General features: G+C 61.4%; 17 protein-coding genes and 2 pseudogenes. 9 read left to right on the top strand and 10 right to left on the bottom strand.

Annotation, left to right across the window (positions count from 1 at the left end; all coding sequences use genetic code 11):
- Positions 1 to 140: 140 nt before the first annotated feature.
- The 6 genes and pseudogenes from V5B40_RS01850 to V5B40_RS01825 form a co-directional block, all read right to left on the bottom strand.
- Positions 141 to 308, bottom strand: a pseudogene (locus V5B40_RS01850) (type II toxin-antitoxin system YafQ family toxin); the annotation flags it as partial.
- Positions 304 to 570, bottom strand: a complete 267-nt coding sequence (locus V5B40_RS01845; protein ID WP_332352864.1) for a type II toxin-antitoxin system RelB/DinJ family antitoxin — start codon at positions 568 to 570, stop codon at positions 304 to 306. The gene V5B40_RS01845 and the pseudogene V5B40_RS01850, both read right to left, overlap by 5 nt.
- A gap of 130 nt (positions 571 to 700) precedes the next feature.
- Positions 701 to 1,270 carry a TlpA family protein disulfide reductase gene (locus tag V5B40_RS01840; protein WP_332352863.1) on the bottom strand — a complete coding sequence of 190 codons (570 nt, stop codon included), beginning with the start codon at positions 1,268 to 1,270 and terminating at the stop codon, positions 701 to 703.
- An 89-nt stretch (positions 1,271 to 1,359) separates the two neighbouring features.
- Complete coding sequence (locus V5B40_RS01835; RefSeq protein WP_332352862.1) at positions 1,360 to 1,635, bottom strand: EF-hand domain-containing protein; 276 nt, start codon at positions 1,633 to 1,635, stop codon at positions 1,360 to 1,362.
- 190 nt (positions 1,636 to 1,825) lie between these two features.
- Positions 1,826 to 2,524 carry a response regulator transcription factor gene (locus tag V5B40_RS01830; RefSeq protein WP_332352861.1) on the bottom strand — a complete coding sequence of 233 codons (699 nt, stop codon included), beginning with the start codon at positions 2,522 to 2,524 and terminating at the stop codon, positions 1,826 to 1,828.
- Positions 2,502 to 4,535: an MASE1 domain-containing protein gene (locus V5B40_RS01825; protein ID WP_332352860.1), complete on the bottom strand. Its 2,034-nt coding sequence runs from the start codon at positions 4,533 to 4,535 to the stop codon at positions 2,502 to 2,504. The genes V5B40_RS01830 and V5B40_RS01825 overlap by 23 nt, the downstream gene beginning before the upstream one ends.
- Before the next feature lie 1,388 nt (positions 4,536 to 5,923).
- Between V5B40_RS01825 and arsS the strand changes: the two genes are divergently transcribed.
- The 9 genes from arsS (at position 5,924) to V5B40_RS01780 (ending at position 13,477) form a co-directional block, all read left to right on the top strand.
- Entirely contained in the window at positions 5,924 to 6,919 is a 996-nt protein-coding gene (gene arsS / locus V5B40_RS01820; protein ID WP_332352859.1) for an arsenosugar biosynthesis radical SAM (seleno)protein ArsS, read from the top strand.
- A gap of 25 nt (positions 6,920 to 6,944) precedes the next feature.
- Positions 6,945 to 7,580, top strand: a complete 636-nt coding sequence (locus V5B40_RS01815) for a cytochrome c peroxidase (RefSeq protein WP_332352858.1) — start codon at positions 6,945 to 6,947, stop codon at positions 7,578 to 7,580.
- A gap of 74 nt (positions 7,581 to 7,654) precedes the next feature.
- On the top strand, positions 7,655 to 7,822 hold the full coding sequence (locus V5B40_RS01810) for a hypothetical protein (protein ID WP_332352857.1): 168 nt from the start codon (positions 7,655 to 7,657) through the stop codon (positions 7,820 to 7,822).
- Between the two features lie 6 nt (positions 7,823 to 7,828).
- The gene (locus tag V5B40_RS01805) at positions 7,829 to 8,542 is read left to right on the top strand and encodes a DUF6969 family protein (protein ID WP_332352856.1); all 714 of its coding nucleotides are present in this window, start codon (positions 7,829 to 7,831) and stop codon (positions 8,540 to 8,542) included.
- Positions 8,539 to 9,414 (top strand): phosphate/phosphite/phosphonate ABC transporter substrate-binding protein, encoded by an 876-nt coding sequence (locus V5B40_RS01800; protein WP_332352855.1) that lies wholly within the window; start codon positions 8,539 to 8,541, stop codon positions 9,412 to 9,414. Before V5B40_RS01805 ends, V5B40_RS01800 begins: the two co-directional genes overlap by 4 nt.
- Positions 9,414 to 10,319 carry a phosphonate ABC transporter, permease protein PhnE gene (gene phnE, locus V5B40_RS01795; protein WP_332352854.1) on the top strand — a complete coding sequence of 302 codons (906 nt, stop codon included), beginning with the start codon at positions 9,414 to 9,416 and terminating at the stop codon, positions 10,317 to 10,319. Before V5B40_RS01800 ends, phnE begins: the two co-directional genes overlap by 1 nt.
- Complete coding sequence (locus V5B40_RS01790) at positions 10,316 to 11,128, top strand: phosphonate ABC transporter ATP-binding protein (protein WP_332352853.1); 813 nt, start codon at positions 10,316 to 10,318, stop codon at positions 11,126 to 11,128. Before phnE ends, V5B40_RS01790 begins: the two co-directional genes overlap by 4 nt.
- Positions 11,125 to 12,033, top strand: coding sequence for a hypothetical protein (locus V5B40_RS01785; protein ID WP_332352852.1), 909 nt, complete (start codon positions 11,125 to 11,127; stop codon positions 12,031 to 12,033). The genes V5B40_RS01790 and V5B40_RS01785 overlap by 4 nt, the downstream gene beginning before the upstream one ends.
- Entirely contained in the window at positions 11,978 to 13,477 is a 1,500-nt protein-coding gene (locus V5B40_RS01780) for a patatin-like phospholipase family protein (RefSeq protein WP_332353235.1), read from the top strand. The genes V5B40_RS01785 and V5B40_RS01780 overlap by 56 nt, the downstream gene beginning before the upstream one ends.
- On the opposite strand, the gene V5B40_RS01775 is transcribed toward V5B40_RS01780, so the two are convergent.
- From V5B40_RS01775 to V5B40_RS01760, 4 genes and pseudogenes are all read right to left on the bottom strand, one after another.
- Positions 13,474 to 13,962 carry a hypothetical protein gene (locus V5B40_RS01775; protein ID WP_332352851.1) on the bottom strand — a complete coding sequence of 163 codons (489 nt, stop codon included), beginning with the start codon at positions 13,960 to 13,962 and terminating at the stop codon, positions 13,474 to 13,476. The genes V5B40_RS01780 and V5B40_RS01775 overlap by 4 nt on opposite strands.
- Before the next feature lie 117 nt (positions 13,963 to 14,079).
- Positions 14,080 to 14,709, bottom strand: a complete 630-nt coding sequence (locus tag V5B40_RS01770; RefSeq protein ID WP_332352850.1) for a thioredoxin family protein — start codon at positions 14,707 to 14,709, stop codon at positions 14,080 to 14,082.
- A gap of 118 nt (positions 14,710 to 14,827) precedes the next feature.
- Positions 14,828 to 15,259 (bottom strand): annotated as a pseudogene (locus V5B40_RS25080) (hypothetical protein); the annotation flags it as partial.
- 901 nt (positions 15,260 to 16,160) lie between these two features.
- Positions 16,161 to 16,607 (bottom strand): hypothetical protein, encoded by a 447-nt coding sequence (locus tag V5B40_RS01760; RefSeq protein ID WP_332352848.1) that lies wholly within the window; start codon positions 16,605 to 16,607, stop codon positions 16,161 to 16,163.
- Positions 16,608 to 17,124 lie beyond the last annotated feature (517 nt).

The raw sequence follows: 17,124 nt of genomic DNA, 5'->3' as shown, positions 1-17,124 counted from the left end.
CCGGAATTACCGGTATAGGTAGCAGCTCCTGGGGTCGTCTCAGAAAACGGAAAATAGAGCACGCTAGTAGCGGCCCTAATCTGACGTGACTTGAGCGTTCACCTGACGCCAAGTTGAAGCGTACTTCAAACCGGACAGGCTCAACCGAAAAGCTCGCTGTGCGAGCCAAGCCGCGCCACTCTGAGGGTGTCGGCATCCGACTTGCGGTAGATCAGCAGCAGGTCGGGCTTGACGTGGCATTCACGGTAGCCTGCCCAATCGCCGCTCAAGTCATGGTCGCGGCATTTGGCATCAAGCGGCTGGTCAGTCGTCCGCATGCAGATCTGCCATCAGGTCGTCAACGCTGTCGAACCGCTTGCCCTTCCCAGTCTCAAGCTCGGCAATGGCCTTGCGCGTGGTGGCGTTGGGAACCTTCACATCGAAGGGCAAACGGCGCTCATCGGCTATGCGCAGCATCAGCAAGCGAATAGCGTCAGAAATGGACAAGCCCATTGCGTCGAGCGCATCAGCGGCGCGTTCCTTGGTATTGGTGTCGATGCGGGCGCGGACATAGGTATCAGCGGTGCTCATAGCGGCTTCCCTTAAAGCGGTTTCAGAGCCTCTGTTGTAGTCACTTTGAGACTACAATAGAGGCTCGCCGGATTGCTTACCGTGCTTTATTTTCCGTTTTCTGAGACGACCCCATCTGGGCGATGGCATGTCAAACCGACGATGATGGGCGCATCTGGCCAGCGGGAGGGACTACGGGCTCAAGCAGCGTTTCAACGATGCGTCCGAGATCGTCTGGCGCAATGGCGCCAAGGTGCTTGAAGCCGACGATGCCACGCCGGTCGACGATGAATACCGTCGGCGTGCCGCGTATGTCGCCGAAGGCGCCACGAACGGCATCGCTGCGCATGGCCATAGGGAAGTCGTAGCCGACATCCGCGGCGAAGGCTCTGACTTCGCTGACTTCCTGGTCGAGCGCCAGTGCCAGCAATTCGAGACCCTGGCTCTTGTGCCTGTTACGCAGCGCCTGATAGGCCGCCATCTCGCCGACGCAGATCGGGCACCATGTCGCCCAGAACAGATAGATGACGGTCTTGCTCCGCCACTGATCGGCGGTCGTGAGTGTGCCGTCGATGAGTTCGATGTCCAGGGCCTGAACTGGCTGCCCGATCTCGAGATCGGCGTGTGCGCTGAAAACCCAGGGGGTGACAAGTGTGGCCATGGCGAACTGGAGCCACGCGCGGCGCGATCCTGGCGGTGCTGTCCTTGTCGTCTTGAGCATGAGAATCTCCAGGCGGAATTGAAAATCCCCTCTTTTCGCTGGCAGCTGAAGAGAGGGGAATGCCTCATTTTGCATGAGGAATGGCCAGGCTAGCCGCCGCCCATGTACAGCTGCTTGGACATGTGTTCGAACCCCTGGTTGACCTCTTCGAAAGTGCAGTAGCCCTTCTTGCCCGCCGACTTGTCGAATTCCTTGGCCATGAAGGCGAGGTATTCATCCTTCTCGACCTTGCCGTTCTTGTTGGTGTCGATGGTCCGGATGTCTACCTGCGGGGAAGGCAGGTCGGCCAGGGCCTGGCCGGATACCAGCCCACCGGAAAGAGCCATCAGCAATGCGATTGCGGACGTAGTGTTGGTGAGTTTCATTTTGTATCTCCTCGAAACGAAGTGCCTTGCGTTAGTGCTCCAGTCGCTGGCGTTTCAATGTGGCGCCTGGAGCCTCGGTGTGCATGGGAGAGGTTGGCTGTGGTGGCTTTGGTGGTGTTGCTGGTTTTACGCCGCTTTCACCCTGCAGCCTCAATGTAGTCCGCAGCCGCGTTTGAAAACATTCGTGCGTCTACCTAGCGATGGCGTGGTGATTACTTAGGGGCTCATCGAGCGCTTGATCGAGAAGCCCACCATGCAGGACGACGCGAACCAACTCCGCGACGGATGAGGCCCCGAGCTTCTGCATCGCGTGTGCGCGGTGTACCTCGACGGTGCGCGCACTGATCCCGAGTTCGCGAGCGATCACCTTGTTCGGGCAACCCTTCACCACCAGGCGCAGCACTTCCAGTTCGCGGGGCGAAATCTGCGCCTGCCGCCCGGGCCGTGTTCCTTCAGCCGGCGCTGCCGGCGCGTCTGTTGAAGCATCGTTCATGGACAGCTTGAGCGCCGCGTTGACCGAATCGATGAGGTCCTGGTCGTCGAAAGGCTTCTCGATGAAATCCACGGCGCCACATTTCAGGGCACGCACTGCCTGCTTGATGTCTCCGTGGCCGCTGATGATGATTGCCGGCATGGACACGCCCCGCTTGCGCAGCGTTTCGACGAGCTCGATGCCGCTCATCAAGGGCATTCGCAGGTCGGTGAGCAGGCAACACGGCGCACTGCGCAAGGGGTGGGCGAGCAAGGCCTGCGCATCCGGAAAACCGACATGCGCGAGTCCGACCGACTGAAACAGCAAGCCCAGCGCGTCGCGTACGGCCGCTTCGTCATCAACGATATAGACGAGCGGCAGTTGGGCTTCGACTTCAGCTTGTGGTGTGTTTTCCATGCTTGACCTCGCGCAAGACAACGTGAAATATGGCGCCACCGGTGGCGGGCGTTTCCGCCCATAGTCGGCCGCCGTGGGCATCGACGATGGAACGGCACAAGGCCAGCCCGATCCCGACACCGTCTTTCTTGCTGCTGCAGAAGGCTTCGAAGAGCTTGTCGCGGTAGGCGGCTTCGATCCCCGGCCCGGTGTCACTGACCGAGACGTCGACCATGCCGTCGCTGGTGCGCTCGGCCGCCAGGGCGATCTGCCGCCGTGGACTGGAGTGCTCTGCCATGGCCTCGGCGGCGTTGCGGATCAAGTTGAGCAAGACCTGCTGGATCTGGATTTCATCGCCCAGGAGGCGGCAAGGCGTGCGGCTGGGAGCGACCAGCAGGCTTGCCCCATGCTGTCGAGCTTCCGGCGAGGCGAAACGCCCCGTTTCCGTCAACAAATCGTGAACCAGCAACTCCCTCGGCTGCCAGGGTCTGTCCTGAACGAAGGCGCGAATGCGACTGACGACGGCGCTGGCTCGGCGCGCCTGCGACGAGGCACCGAGCAGCGCGTCCTGAATGACGCTGCGGTGGACGCCCTCGGCCGGCAGGAAGCGCAGCGCCGCCTGAACGTAGGTGGTGATCGCCGTCAGGGGCTGGGCAACTTCGTGGGCGATGGCAACCGCCATTTCGTCAAGAGACTTGACGCGTCCCATGTGCGCCAACTGGCGCAGATGCTGCTGCGACAGTTCCTCGGCGCGGCGTCGGTCGGTGATGTCGCCGATTACCGCCAGCGTCCCGGTCGGATGCCCGTCGGCAGCAGTCAGGCCGCGCGCGGTGATCACCAGGGTGCGATTCCCTTGCCCCGGCAGCGCCAGGGAAACCTCGGTCTCGATATCGTGCGCCGAGGGAATGGCACTCGGCAGAGACTCGAGCGCGGATGCAGCGGCGTCGTCGAAAATCTCATCCAGGCGTTGGCCGAGCAACTGTTGCTGCGATTTGCCGCACAAGGCGCAGAAGCGCTGGCTGGCGAAGTCGAGTCGCCCGTTGCTGTCGAGCGTGATCACACCTTCCGCCATCTGATCGATCAGGGCGCGCTGTGCATGTTCGCTCTCGACGACGCGGCGCAGGTAGAGATCGCGCTCGCGAGCGGCAGCGGCCAAAAACAAGGCCGTTGCCGTCGCCACGAAAAGGAAGAGGCTCAGAGAAATCAGCGCTTCGCGCTGATTCGAGAGCATGAATGGGCCACTGCTACTGCCTGCAGCCCAGGTGGCGAAGACCCCGGTCATGGCGATGACCAGGGCGGTTTCGCGCGGGCCGAAGCGCAAGGCTGCCCACAATACGGCGACAAATATGGTGTAGAGAATTGCCGAGCCCGGCGCTGCGACAGTCACCGAGAAGCCGATCACGTTGAGCGTTATCGCAGCGAGAAGCAGGAGGTAGAACTCGATTCGCTGCCGTGGCAGTCCGGGTTCCGCAGTCCAGGTCAGGACGACGGGGGCTACCACCAGTATCCCGAGGCTATGCGCGACGAAGCCGATGACCAGCCCGCTGACATGCTCTGCCGTGAGTTCGTTGCCGCGCCCGAGGAGCGCCAACAGTCCGACACGCAAAGCGACGCAGAGCAGCGCGCCGGGCAAGGCGCCCATGACGATGAATGCTGCGACGTCGCGTGTGCGCTGCAGACGGAGATCGATCGGCATCCAGCGAACCAGCAGCAGCCAGGCGACGAGAACCTCGGCGAGGCTGCCAAGTGCCAGTGTCAACGCGGGAATCGGTGGCCAGCCGGCGTAGAGGCTAAAAAGGAAGTCGCCGACGAGAATGCTCGCAGTCGCGAACGGTCCGACGATCAATGCGGCAGCAACGGCGATGCCGGCGGGCGGCCAGATGCCGGCAAGTCCGTCACCGACCGGATACAGCTCCAGGGACAAGACGCCGGCGGCCAGGTAGGTGGCGGCCACCAGGACGAGAATCAGCAGATTGTGCGGCGCCGTCCAGGTGGCGGCTGTCAAGGGAAGAAGAGGAAATGAGGGCTTCATCGCTTGCCGGCTCCGTATGGGTCAATGTCGCATCCGTCGTCCGCGGCACTGGCTGGCTTGCGGCGCATCATTGACGATGCCTCGATAATCGTGGTGCGCCTTCGCGGGTAGCGAAACCAACTCGCCAACCCGCCATCTCGCCAGGGAGCGAATACAGAAGGCGGCGCGCGCCCGCTGACTTTCGGCCTGCGGTTGGCAGGCTTTGTGGCGGAAAAATGGGCAAGCCACAGGATGTCGGAGGGTAGCCAGGCGCGGTTGCCCGCGCCCAGCCCCCGAGGAACCGAGCGTGATAGTTTCCCATCACTCGGCTCGAGCAGCACAAAGGCCAGCCTCAATACGTGCCGACCCGGGAACTCGGAATGCTCCCCGAGCGACCTTCGCGATACCGACCCACAGCCGCTGTACATGTCTTTCGACAATGTTGGAGGTGCACACGCCCGTGAAGCAGCGTCCATTTGCTTTCCCCCACATCAACGGTTCTCCGAGCTTTCTCGCGACGTACCACCTATCGGACGTGGGCTCGCTTTCGCGCCGGGTAACCTTAAAACCCGTATCCGTTCGATTACAGAACGGCATTCGCTTTTTCCGACATCCTACACCCGCACCGCCATGGGCAGGCTTTGCAGCCTGCTGTCCCCGAAGGGAGCGATACGGGGTTTCCACGTTCCCCTGGCAAAGCATATCGGGTTAGGTGCCTGCTGTCGGCCGGGAGGCGTATGGGTCACGAAAGCGCAGACATAAAGCGCTGTTCCCACCTCCATTACCTTTTGGTTCAAGCGTAGTAGCCACTTCCGCTTGTTACGATTCACGACCTTTATCACAGATTCAAATGTTTTCACCATACCAATTATCTAGCACTCATCCGGCTTGTGGCTGCCAGAAGGGCACGCGTCTCACGATTTGTACCCCGCACGTTGTCGTGCTTCGTTACGTTGTCAACGCCGCTTCTTGATTCAGGCGTCTAGATTCACCCGGTGACACGGGTGGTTCCCTCCTGTTGAAGTGGGAACAGCTTTAACCAGCGACTTCGTGTCGCAATATGTCGTTTCGTGTGGAACGGGCCCGGCGTCGATGCCCGCCAGCGCCCGATCGCGCCGGCGTTCGAGCCTGTATATTGGCACCGCGACCTCACGCGAGACGGCATGGACCGGCCCGCAGCACAATTTCCTTCTTGCGCCCCACTGATCACCGCCTGACCTCGGCGACCGCGTCGGACTCGTCTCCAGTCGCGCTACGCGACCCTTCTGCCAAGCCCGGCGCAACCCCTCTAAACTTAGATGCGCTCAGCATTTCACGGCCCCTTCTTAAGGCACGATTTAACCTCGAACTCGTGGCCACAAAAATCGGGGCCGGGGCATTGATGATTAAGCCAGATTCGGAGAAGAATAATGCGTGACACCTTTCCACTGTTGGTAAAAACGGAGTTCCCGGCCATTCGACGCCAGAAGCTCGAAACGCTTCAGGCCAATCTCGGATATCGCTGCAACCAGTCCTGTCTCCACTGCCACGTCGCGGCGAGCCCGAAGCGGACCGAAGAAATGAGTTGGGAGACCATGTCCCTGCTGCTCGACTTCGCGCGTCGGCAGTCTGTGCAAACGCTCGACCTGACCGGCGGCGCGCCAGAGATGAGCCCCAATTTTCGCCGATTGGTGAGCGAAGCCAAGTCACTAGGTATGCGGGTCATCGATCGCTGCAACCTGACTATTTTGAGCGAGCCGGGGTACGAAACACTGGCTGATTTCCTTGCCGAGAAAAACGTCGAAATCGTTGCCTCACTGCCTTGCTATCTTGAAGAAAATGTCGACGCCCAGCGCGGCAATGGCACTTTCCAGGCTAGCATCAACGGACTACGTAAGCTAAATGCGCTGGGCTACGGACTACCCGGCTGCGGCCGCGTACTCAACCTGGTCTACAACCCGCTCGGGCCGAGCCTGCCGCCCAACCAAGTCAAGCTCGAAGCCGCCTACAAGGAGCAACTGGCCACTCGCTACGGGGTAATGTTCAATCAGCTATTCGCATTGGCCAACATGCCGATCAAGCGTTTCGGCAGTCAACTGGTGTCGCGCAACGAATTCCATGACTACATGAAACTGCTCAAGGGCGCCTATCAGTCGGCCAACCTTGAGGGCGTGATGTGCCGCTCACTGCTCTCTGTCGGTTGGCGGGGCGATGTCTTCGATTGCGACTTCAACCAGATGCTCGAGCTGACGCTGGGCGGACCACAGGCCGGGCCGGTTCATCTGGCTGATTTGATTGAAGCCGATTTGTCCGGCCGCCCAATCCGGGTAGCCGATCATTGCTATGGCTGCACCGCCGGCCCGGGGAGCAGTTGTGGTGGCGCGCTGGCGCCGAACGAGGCCACCCAGACAGCCTCGATTGCCTAGTAGTACAACCCGGAGGAGACTCATCATGAATCGCAAGAAATATATCCGCGCAACAACCACCGCCATGCTTTCGGTCGGCCTCATGGCCACCGCACTGAGTGGCGCTGCCATAGCCAATCCCTGCGCAGCGAAAAACCCATGCGCAGCACGTAACCCTTGTGCCGCCAGGAATCCCTGCGCGGCGGCCAATCCTGGCGGCGCAAAAATGATCTCCCGCCCTGCCAACTACACGCCCTACAAAGGCAATCAGGCCGAATTGATCAAGCTTGGTGAAAAGCTGTTCAATGACACGAAGCTATCCACCAATGGCATGGCCTGCGCCACCTGCCACCAGTCCTACGGCGCCTATAACGAAAGTTTTGCCCAGCCGTACCCACACAAGGTGGGCATGGCCAGCGAAAACTATGGCGTGGGGGCTATCAATCTCGACGAGGCGGTGCAGATGTGCATGATCGGCCCGATGGAAGCCAAGCCGCTGGGCTGGAAGTCGAAGGAGCTCGCCGCCCTGGTCGCTTATGTCGGCAGCCTGCAGAAGGGATTCAAACCAGCTGCTGGCCAGGCCAATCCCTGCGTGGCAAAGAATCCTTGTGCTGCCCGCAACCCGTGTGCGGCGAAGAATCCGTGTGCCGCAAAGAATCCCTGCGCAGCCAAAAAGCACTGACATCCCGATTACCGGAACCGTCTCGGAGTCCGGGGCGGTTTTGCCATCACATCATTGCAATGGAGGAAGGCAACATGGACAACAAAAAGTCGGTCGTACCTGAAATGCCGTGTTCATCCTTCAAGGCGGAGGCGCCCTCGGCCCCCTCCCAGGCTGGCGTGTTCGAAGCCATGCATAACGCCAAACTCAACCTGGGCTGGGTGATCGACACACCGGTCGGCGGGGATGACGGCCTCCGCTGATATCGCATGATCCCGGAAATCGACCTCACTGCCCTGCCCACCGCCCGGCGCCGCGAGATGCTTGCCGCCGGCCGCGAGATTGAAGCCTGTTATCGGGCCTTGGAAAATGGCGGCCTCAACATCGTTGGCGAAGTCCTGCGCGGCCAGGGAGATTTCGTCGAAATCGAGCATTACCCGAGCGACGATGTCTTCGATGCTGAGACACACGGCCAGTATTACTACCATGCGCACCGCGGTAACGAAGATGAACACGGCCATTTCCACACATTCCTGCGCGCCGATGGCATGCCCGAAGGCAGCCGGCCAATCGACTACCCGCTGGCCAGCGACCCCTGGCCGACCGGCGACGAAGCGATCAGCCATCTCGTCGCCATCTCGATGGATGCCTGGGGTTACCCGATGGGGCTGTTCTGCACCAATCGCTGGGTGACGGCCGAAGCGTGGTACCCGGCCGAACAGGTCGTCGCCATGCTCGACCTCTTCGCCATCGGGCACGCCTTTCCGAACTGGGCGGTCAATCGCTGGATCACGGCCATGGTTCGTCTGTACCGGCCGCATATCGAAGCGCTTGTTCGCCAGCGCGATGCCGTCATCGCCGACAGGCAGGAAAAGCTTCCCGATCGCGATGTTTTTGAAGATCGCGACCTCGACATCACCACCTACCTACCCATCGACGTGCCAAGCCTGATTCAACGACTTGAAACCCTGGAGAAACTATGAAACGCATCGCCCGCCTTCTTTCCATTTTTGCCGCGTTTTCCCTGTTGACCGTAGCAACTGCAGCCAGCGCCGCCGAGCCGCCGCCCAAGTTCGGCGTCGGCCTCTTCCAGCCGGACCGGGAAAAGAACGACGCGACTTATCGCCCACTCGCCGACTACCTGTCGAAAAAACTCAATCGCCCGGTCGAGTTGCGCACCGTCGATAGCTGGGAGGGCCTCGCCAAGTCGCTGGCCAATGGCGAAACCGATCTGGCGTTAATGGGCCCGTGGGGCTACGTACTGGCCAATCACCAGGCCGGCGTCCAGGTCATTTCGACCATCCTCTACGACGGCAAGCCCGAGTATTTCGCCATCACGGTCACCAGTCCGAAATCCGGCATCAACACGCTTGCCGACCTCAAGGGCAAGACCTTCGCCTTTGGCGACAAGGGTTCGACTTCAGGCTACCTAATCCCGCTGCACCACTTCATGATCCAGGGCATCGACCCGGAGAAGTATTTCAGCAAGGTCATCCACACCTCGCACCAGGCGATCGAGACCCAGGTCACGCAGGGTGTGCTCGACGCTGGCGCTGACTACAACCGCAATCGCAACGCGATGATCGAGCAGGGTCTGATCAAGGCCGAGGACTCGAAAATCATCTGGACTTCAGACCCGCTGCCGAACGACGCCTTCGCCATCAGCGCCACTCTGGCCGGCGACAAGGCGCTGATCGGCAAACTTCAGGCGGCCTTGAGCGGCATCGGTGAAGAACTCAAGCGCGACCCCAAGCTGCTGCCGCCGCATTACACCGGCTTCGTCAGCCGCGACAACGCCTTCTACAAGCCGATCCGCGACGCAGGCCTGGCCACCGGGAAACTACAGGCGAGATAATGAGCACTCACGCCCTGACGACCCGTTTTGTCGATCGCATCGTCGAATTTTTCAGCGGCCGGTGCGGTTTTCTCGGGCTGACGCTGATCTACGCGCTGCTCGTCGCCGCCTGCCTCGGCACACTGGCGAGTGAAGACGAACTGTCGCTGGGGCGTAATCCGGTGGCCAACCTGGTCAAGACGGTGGGCGAATTTTCCCACCCGAGTTTTCTCGACGTCTGGTTCGGCAACCCGCATCTCGAATACAAGAGCGACGACGGCACCGTGCTGCGCGTCGAGAACCGCCAGGAAGTCGAAGTCGATTACTTGGCCGGCCTCGGCCGAGCCACCTGGACGACCATTCGCATTGCCACTCTTGGCTCGCTGCTCGGGGCCCTGCTTGCCCTGCCTCTGGCGATACTGACGGCGCGCAACCTGGCCGCACCGAAGCCGCTGGCCTGGCTGGCCAAGGGCCTCCTCGACATCACCCGCTCCATTCACACCCTGGTCTTCGGGCTGGTTCTGGTCGGCATTGTCGGCCTCGGCCCGACTGCCGGCATCCTGGCCATCGGCCTGCACTCGCTGGGCACCTACGGCAAACTGTTCGCCGAAGCCATCGAGTCGCTCGACATGGCGGCCATTGATGCTGTGCGCAGCGTCGGCGCGACGCCCGATCAGGTTTTCTTCAACGCCGTCTGGCCCTCGGTGTTGCCGCAATTCGTTTCCAGTCATTTGTACGTCTGGGAATTCAACATCCGCGATTCGACCATTCTCGGCATCATCGGCGCCGGCGGGCTCGGCCTCTTGATCACCGAAGCGACTTCGCTTTTCCAGTGGGGGCGGTTATCGACCGTACTGATCGTCATCGTGCTCATGGTTTCCGCCTTCGATGCCATGAGCCGGCGCATCCGGCAGGCCTTGTCATGACCAAAAATACCATCTCTCTGCGCAAAGTCTGCTGCATTGCCGACGGCCGGGCGCTGCTCGATGTCGACGCGCTCGACATCCGGCAAGGCGAGCGTATCGCCATCGTCGGCCACAACGGCGCGGGCAAATCGACCCTGCTGCGCCTGCTCACCGGTTTCATGCCAGCGGCACACGGCACAGTCGAGGTTCTCGGCCACAAGCTGGCCCAGCCGTCGACCAATGAACTGCGCGCCCTGCGCAGCGAAGTCGGGCAGATCCACCAGGGCCTGCATCTGGTGACCCGCCTCTCGGCGCTGGAAAACGTGCTGATCGGCAGCCTCGGTCGGCTTAGTGGCCTTCGCGTCTGGCGAAGCTGGGTGCGCTGTTTTCCGGCCGCCGAGATCGCCCATGCTGAAGCTGCGCTGCACGCGGTCGGCCTGCTTCCGCGCGCCCAGACACGGGCCGACAGGCTTTCCGGCGGCGAACGGCAAAAGGTCGCCATTGCCCGCCTGCTCGTCCAGCAACCCAAACTGATTCTTGCCGACGAACCGACGGCAGCGCTCGACCCGGTCGCTGCCGGCGAGGTCTGCCACCTGCTGGCTCAGGCGGCGAACCATGCGACGCTGATTTCAGTCGTTCATAATCCGGCGCTGCTGCCTATCCTGGCCGAGCGTGTCCTTGGCCTAAAGCAGGGACGCCTCGCCTTCGATTTGCCAATTGCTGCGGTCGACGACCAAAAACTAATGAATTTGTATCGCCCGGACACCGATCAGGTCCGGCGCCCCTGGCCGCTCGCTGCGGCGAATCCGAAGCGGTGGTTTTTGACATGAGCGAAGAAGCCGGGCGTAGCTGCCCGCTGCGCTACCGTTATGGTACCGAAGCCATCGCCGCGCTGTCTGCCGTCGAAGCTGAAACGCTATATGTCATCGGCGGCCTCTACGGCAACCTGCCGGCGCTCGATGCCATCGAAGCTATGGCGGCGCAGGAAACCGGCCCGGTCATGCTGGTTTTCAACGGTGATTTCAACTGGTTCAACGTCGATGACGCCGGTTTCGCTGAAATCAATCGCCGCGTGCTCGCCCATCGTGCCACCGCCGGCAATGTCGAGGCCGAACTTGGGGCCGACGGCGACGCGGCCGGCTGCGGCTGCGCCTATCCTGAATACGTTGATAGTGCCGTCGTCGAACGCTCCAACCGCATTCATGCTCGGCTCAAGCAAACAGCAGCTCGCCATCCGGAGATCCTTGCTGCACTCGCCGAATTGCCAATGATTGCGCGTTACCGGGTCGCCGACTGCAGTATCGGCATTGTCCATGGCGATGCCGATTCTCTGGCCGGCTGGCGCTTCGATCCCGGTGCATTCGACCAAAAGAATGCACCAGCATGGCTGCATAATGCGTTCAAACGCGCGAAGGTCGATGTCTTTGCCAGCACACACACCTGCACCCCAATATTCAAGCACATCGACGCCGGCCTACTCAGTAACAATGGGGCGGCCGGCATGCCTAATCTGGGTGGCCAGCAAAGCGGCCTGCTCACGCGCGTCAGCTGTCACCCGCCAAAAGGAGCGCGGCACGCCGGCGCCACTATGCGTGGCGCGTACGTGGACCAGATACCAATTCACTACGATCATTCAGCCTGGAGAGACCGCTTCCTGGCGAACTGGCCTGTCGGTTCAGATGCTTGGTTATCCTACTTCGAGCGTATTTCGTCTTGGCCAAGCGATCCTCAATAAAGGCGAAGTGAAAGCCTTGAAACCTGCATTGTGTGCGATTCAGGCCCTACCGGGGTTTCTTCGGACAGCGGCCCTGGCCGTTGCACTGTTTACCGGATGTGCCGCCCAGCCTTACAACGCACTGCTTGGCAAAAGCGATCCGGACAAGGCGTACACTTTCGCGAATCGCCTGCCCCACAACTCACCCAAGCTCTTCGTCGTACTGACCTTTTCGGGCGGCGGCACCCGGGCTGCGGCTTTTACGTTGGGGGTTCTCGACAAACTCGCCGCCACGGAAATCCTCGTCGATGGCAAAGCGCGTCGCCTTCTCGACGAGGTCGACGTGATCACCGCAGTCTCTGGAGGCAGCTTTACTGCCGCCTACTTCGGACTCTTCGGCGAACGGGTGGTTACCGAATTTCCGATGCGTTTTCTCTACCGCAACGTGACGGGCGAAATAATTTCCTGGCTGCTTTCCCCCGAGCAACTGGTCAGGATTGTAGCGCCACACTTCAGCCGGACCGACGCGGTCGCCGAGTACTTCGACAGTACGCTCTTCGAACAACGCACCTTTGCCGAGCTTTCCTCTTCAGGAAACACCCCTTACATCATTCTCAATGCTACAGACCTCAATACGGGCGCCACTTTTTCTTTTACGCAAATGCAGTTCGACTATCTGTGCTGCGACCTCTCAAACTACTCCGTCGCCCGGGCGGTGATTGCTTCGGCGGCCGTACCATTCCTGTTTTCCCCCGTTGTGCTGCGCAACTACCCAGGCCCATGCGCCGGACGCAATCCACCCTGGGTGACGCAGGCACTGGCCGAGCGCAACCCGGCAGATCGCCGTTTTCATGCAGCGACCGCGCTGAGCAGCTATAGCGATGCCAATGCCGTTCCCAATGTCTGGCTTATCGACGGCGGCATTGTCGACAATCTCGGCATTCGAGGTAGCATCATGAGTGAGGTCAACCACTACGGACGCGTGCTCGAAATGGCTGGCGCCTTCTCGCCCGATGCGCTGTCTCGGGTGGAGCATGTGCTCGTCATCGCATCCAATACCCAGACCGTCTCGGGCCGGGATTGGCTCACCTCGGAGGATGGCCCGGGCCTGATCGATACCACCCAGGCGCTCGCCGACGCGACCACCAACCTGCTCAACGCCGAAACATCGCTGCTCGCACAGCAAAGCTTCGACATGTGGTCCGCCTATGTCAACGCAGGACGATGCCCGACCTGCCCGAAGGTCACGGTCGATTTTGCAGTGCTTTCCTTCGACCGTATCGCCGACCCCGCGGAACGGCGCGAATTTCAGACCACCGAAACCTCGCTGCACCTTGCGCGAGAAAAAGTAGACGCTCTGCGGGCGCTGCCGGGCCGGCTGCTTGATGAGTCGCCAGAGTTCGGTGCATTTCTGAGGCGAGTCCGTCCGATGCCGGTTGCGGATAATCGCCGCTTTGCAAACTAAGTTACCAGCAGACGCAAGGCAACGATGCCCAGGCCAAAAGAACTGATCACCAAGCCATAGGCCAGACCACGCAAGACTCGACAGCCGTTCACCTTGCACGCCATGAAACCGGAAGCAAAAAGCACAAACACCAGGAACCAGCAGGCCAAGGCAAAGGCCATGTCGAGCGATAACCAGCCGGCGGAAACCGCAGCGAAGGCCAGCGCGGGAACGACGCCGGGAACGATAACAATCAGCGAATTGCGCAGCAAGACGCCAGCTTCATCGAAAGTGAGCCGGCGTTTGCGTGCGATTTCTTCCGCCAGCCCGCGGGAAAAGGCCTCGGCGACGGCGTTCGCCGCAAGTGTCACAAAAATGGTCGCCATCGCACTCCATTCGGTCAGCGCAGCGCCCTCCAGCACGGTCAGCAGCGCAAGAACGACGATCGATCCATTGAGCAGCTTGTAGACGCTGAAGCTGATCTGTTCGCTATTGCCTATCCGCATGTAAGGTGGTCCCCTGAGTCAAGACGCAACTCAACCCAGTTTAAGTTGTGCATTTGACTTCGCTATCAGCTGGACGGCGCTGCCCCGGTGCTGTTTTTGACTTTGCTTCTGCGGGCTTTACTCGGGTCCAGGAACGAGCGCGTGCACCGATTCCAACACACTCATGGGCGTCAGCCACTGCGGCAGGAGTTGCGGCGGACGGCTCGGGTCCGCCGGGTAGAGAACGTAGAGGGGCACGCCATTGCGGCCAAAGGATTCGAGGATTTCGGTCAGCGCTGGATCGCCGTTGGTCCAGTCACCCTTCAGCGGCACGACGCCCGCCGCGTGGATGGCCTTGCGCACGGAGGGAACACTCAACGCCACGCGCTCGTTCGCGATGCAGCTGATGCACCAGTCGGCCGTAATGTTGAGAAATATCGGGCGACCGGAAGCGCGCAGCGCGGCAAACCGGTCAGCGCTGTACGGCTCCCAGAACGGCGCGTCGGTGACGATCGCCGCTGGCCCGGGCGCACTTGAGCGCAAGCCCGGATGGAACAGGATGGCGAGCGCGCCAATCACGCTGACCGCGGCAACGCCGACGTTGATCCGCAGCCAGGCACTGCCAGCCGGAGGCCGCAAGCCGTACAGCCAAGCGGCAAAAACCATCAACAACATGCCGACCAGCACCAGCACCGCATGGGTCACATCGGTCTGCCGGCCCAGCACCCAGAGTAGCCAGAGCGCCGTCAGGTAGAGCGGGAAGGCCATCGCCTGTTTGAAGACGTTCATCCAAGGGCCGGGGCAAGCTGCGGGCCAACAGGGGAACGAACGAGACCACCAGGAAAGGCAGCGCCATGCCAAAACCGAGGGCGATGAAGACCAGCAGCGAGGTCGAGAACGCTTGCGTGATGGCGTAGGCAATGGCCGCGCCCATGAACGGTGCAGTGCACGGACTGGCCACCACGGCAGCCAACGCGGCGGTGAAGAACGACCCGGCGTAGCCACTGCGGCCAGCCAGTGACTGACCCATACCGGTGAATCGACCGCCGATTTCGACCATGCCGGAAAAGCGGAGCCCGAGGATGAACAACAGGTAGGTGAGCGCCGCCACGAACCACGGCGTCTGCAACTGGAATCCCCAGCCCACCGTGTGGCCACTGGCCCTGAGTATTTGCAGCACGCTGGCCACCAGGACGAAAAAAAGGACCACACCAGCGGTATAGGCGAGGCCGTGCAGGCGCTGACCGTGGCCACCGGTTTTGACCGACTCAAGCAGGTGAATTGCCTTGAGCATCAGGACCGGGAAAACACAAGGCATCAGGTTCAGGGCCAGGCCGCCGAGCGTCGCCAGCAACAGAACAAGCGGCAGGCTCTGCGCCAGGTCATCGCCGGCGCCAAAACTCGCCGATGCCACCAGGTGCGCCGGACTGGCGGCGACCTGGTAGGCCCGGCGACGGTCGCTGTCGCTGACAACCACGACCCCATCGACACTTTCCGGCGCGGCCTGCTGCCGGGCATGCAAGGTCAGCGTCAGGCGAACCCGGCCACCGTCTGTCGTCGTCTCAACGGGCGCAGCCGGATCAACCAGGCGTTTGCTCAGCGGGTAAAAGGCGACGCTCTGGCCGTCTGCCGGCTGGCCGCTTTCTCCGGTATCGACCTGCAAGCGGACTTGCCGGCCGCGCACGTCGAAGACACTGGCGGCGGCTGCCAAAGCTTGAAGATCGGTAAGCGGGCATAGCACTTGCAGGCGTCATCAGGCAGGTCAGGGTCGGAGCCGGGCGTAGCGAAAAGATCGAAGCAGCCGGTCGGTGAAATTTCTTCCCGTACGTCCGGTCAACGCGCTATACCGGCCGTCCGCGCCATGTGCCGCCAATGACCGCTCTGGCCGATGACCTGCCCGTCGCATGTGCTTTCCGAATGTCCGCTCGACCTTACAAAGCGTACGGACGACAAACCAAATAGTGAATGAGTCTTCGGCGCCGCGATCGGCGACGCGCGGCCCACCATTCCCACCCGCCACGCTAGGGATTCGTGGCGCCTTCCTGCCCCAGCTCCAGCACGTCACCGTTGCCGAGGAATAAATCGGTCTGCGATCCGTTGCGGGCGCTGCCCCGCTCTACCGGCAAGCCGCTGGCCAGCATCTTCTCGACGGCCGTACGGCCGGTGCAATGGTTGCAGGCTATGCGGTCGATTCCATAGCCGCTCAGCGCCTTGACGATCTAATCGCGCTGGCTGTCCCAATCTTCGAGCGGCGAGACGTGCAGGCCCCCGTAGATCGCATGGATGTGCTCGCCGCCACTTAAGGTCCGCCGCGCGTAATCCAGCAGGTTCAGCACACCGCCGTGGCCGTAGCCGGTGATCATCGTCAAACCCCGGTCCTGCAAATTGGCATAGAGGACGTTTTCCCCCTGCACCTGCAGCAGCGTGCTCATCGGGAAACTGGTCAGTGCCAGGCCGGGAAACAGTAGCAGCGGCTGCTCGCTGGGGACGGTGATCACGCTTCCGGTATGGCCGTGCTGCTGGATGAAGGCCAGGCCGGCGGAATGGAAGCCTGCGGGCAGGTAAATCGGAATCTCCGGACAGTGCTTGAGCGTCGAGCCGATCCCCCAGAAGTGATCAAAATGTTCGTGGCTGACGCCCAGCGCCTCGATCTTGCGCTCCTGCAACAGCCGGTCGATGCCTTCCTCGCGAAGCGACGGTCCATCCAGTCGGGGTTCCAGCCGGTATCGAACAACAGGCGGCGGGTGCTGCCATCGATCGTTTCAGCTTCCAGTAGCGCCGAGGAGCCGGCGACATTGTCGGCGTGCAATGGCCCGAACGGTGGCCAGGGAATGGCGTACTGATCGGTGTGGGCGCCGCCGGCGGCGCGAATGTCGTCGAAGACAGTGGCGGTGTCGAACCAGCCGGTTTCCGAGACACAGAGAATGCGCAGGCGCTTTAGGGCGCCAATATCGAGCGGCGGAGAAGAGGTGGCCATGGCTTTTAGCTCGCGAGGTGTAAAAAATCACCGTGCGCATGGCAATAATGGCGCCGCGGAACGGGCAGTCGTGGGAGGCGATTACTGAGCATGGCGGTTACCGCGGCATCGGGATCTTCCTCCATGGTGATCACCGGAAGAATCCCGCTTTGCATCAAGCGCGCATGAAGGCCCGGCTCCTTTGACGGATTGAAAATCTACGTCTG

Origin of the sequence: Candidatus Accumulibacter meliphilus, from assembly GCF_036625345.1 — a bacterium.
Lineage (GTDB): Bacteria > Pseudomonadota > Gammaproteobacteria > Burkholderiales > Rhodocyclaceae > Accumulibacter > Accumulibacter meliphilus.
Note: the sequence above shows the minus strand (reverse complement) of the source record. Positions and strands in the feature narration are given on the sequence as shown.

Coding starts and splice junctions, on each gene's coding strand:
- V5B40_RS01805 (WP_332352856.1), top strand. CDS start 7,829: ATGATCCCGGAAATCGACCTCACTGCCCTGCCCACCGCCCGGCGCCGC.
- arsS (WP_332352859.1), top strand. CDS start 5,924: ATGCGTGACACCTTTCCACTGTTGGTAAAAACGGAGTTCCCGGCCATT.
- V5B40_RS01830 (WP_332352861.1), bottom strand. CDS start 2,524: ATGGAAAACACACCACAAGCTGAAGTCGAAGCCCAACTGCCGCTCGTC.
- V5B40_RS01800 (WP_332352855.1), top strand. CDS start 8,539: ATGAAACGCATCGCCCGCCTTCTTTCCATTTTTGCCGCGTTTTCCCTG.
- V5B40_RS01835 (WP_332352862.1), bottom strand. CDS start 1,635: ATGAAACTCACCAACACTACGTCCGCAATCGCATTGCTGATGGCTCTT.
- V5B40_RS01840 (WP_332352863.1), bottom strand. CDS start 1,270: ATGCTCAAGACGACAAGGACAGCACCGCCAGGATCGCGCCGCGCGTGG.
- V5B40_RS01790 (WP_332352853.1), top strand. CDS start 10,316: ATGACCAAAAATACCATCTCTCTGCGCAAAGTCTGCTGCATTGCCGAC.
- V5B40_RS01780 (WP_332353235.1), top strand. CDS start 11,978: ATGCTTGGTTATCCTACTTCGAGCGTATTTCGTCTTGGCCAAGCGATC.
- V5B40_RS01845 (WP_332352864.1), bottom strand. CDS start 570: ATGAGCACCGCTGATACCTATGTCCGCGCCCGCATCGACACCAATACC.
- V5B40_RS01810 (WP_332352857.1), top strand. CDS start 7,655: ATGGACAACAAAAAGTCGGTCGTACCTGAAATGCCGTGTTCATCCTTC.
- V5B40_RS01825 (WP_332352860.1), bottom strand. CDS start 4,535: ATGAAGCCCTCATTTCCTCTTCTTCCCTTGACAGCCGCCACCTGGACG.
- V5B40_RS01815 (WP_332352858.1), top strand. CDS start 6,945: ATGAATCGCAAGAAATATATCCGCGCAACAACCACCGCCATGCTTTCG.
- V5B40_RS01775 (WP_332352851.1), bottom strand. CDS start 13,962: ATGCGGATAGGCAATAGCGAACAGATCAGCTTCAGCGTCTACAAGCTG.
- V5B40_RS01785 (WP_332352852.1), top strand. CDS start 11,125: ATGAGCGAAGAAGCCGGGCGTAGCTGCCCGCTGCGCTACCGTTATGGT.
- V5B40_RS01770 (WP_332352850.1), bottom strand. CDS start 14,709: ATGGCCTTCCCGCTCTACCTGACGGCGCTCTGGCTACTCTGGGTGCTG.
- phnE (WP_332352854.1), top strand. CDS start 9,414: ATGAGCACTCACGCCCTGACGACCCGTTTTGTCGATCGCATCGTCGAA.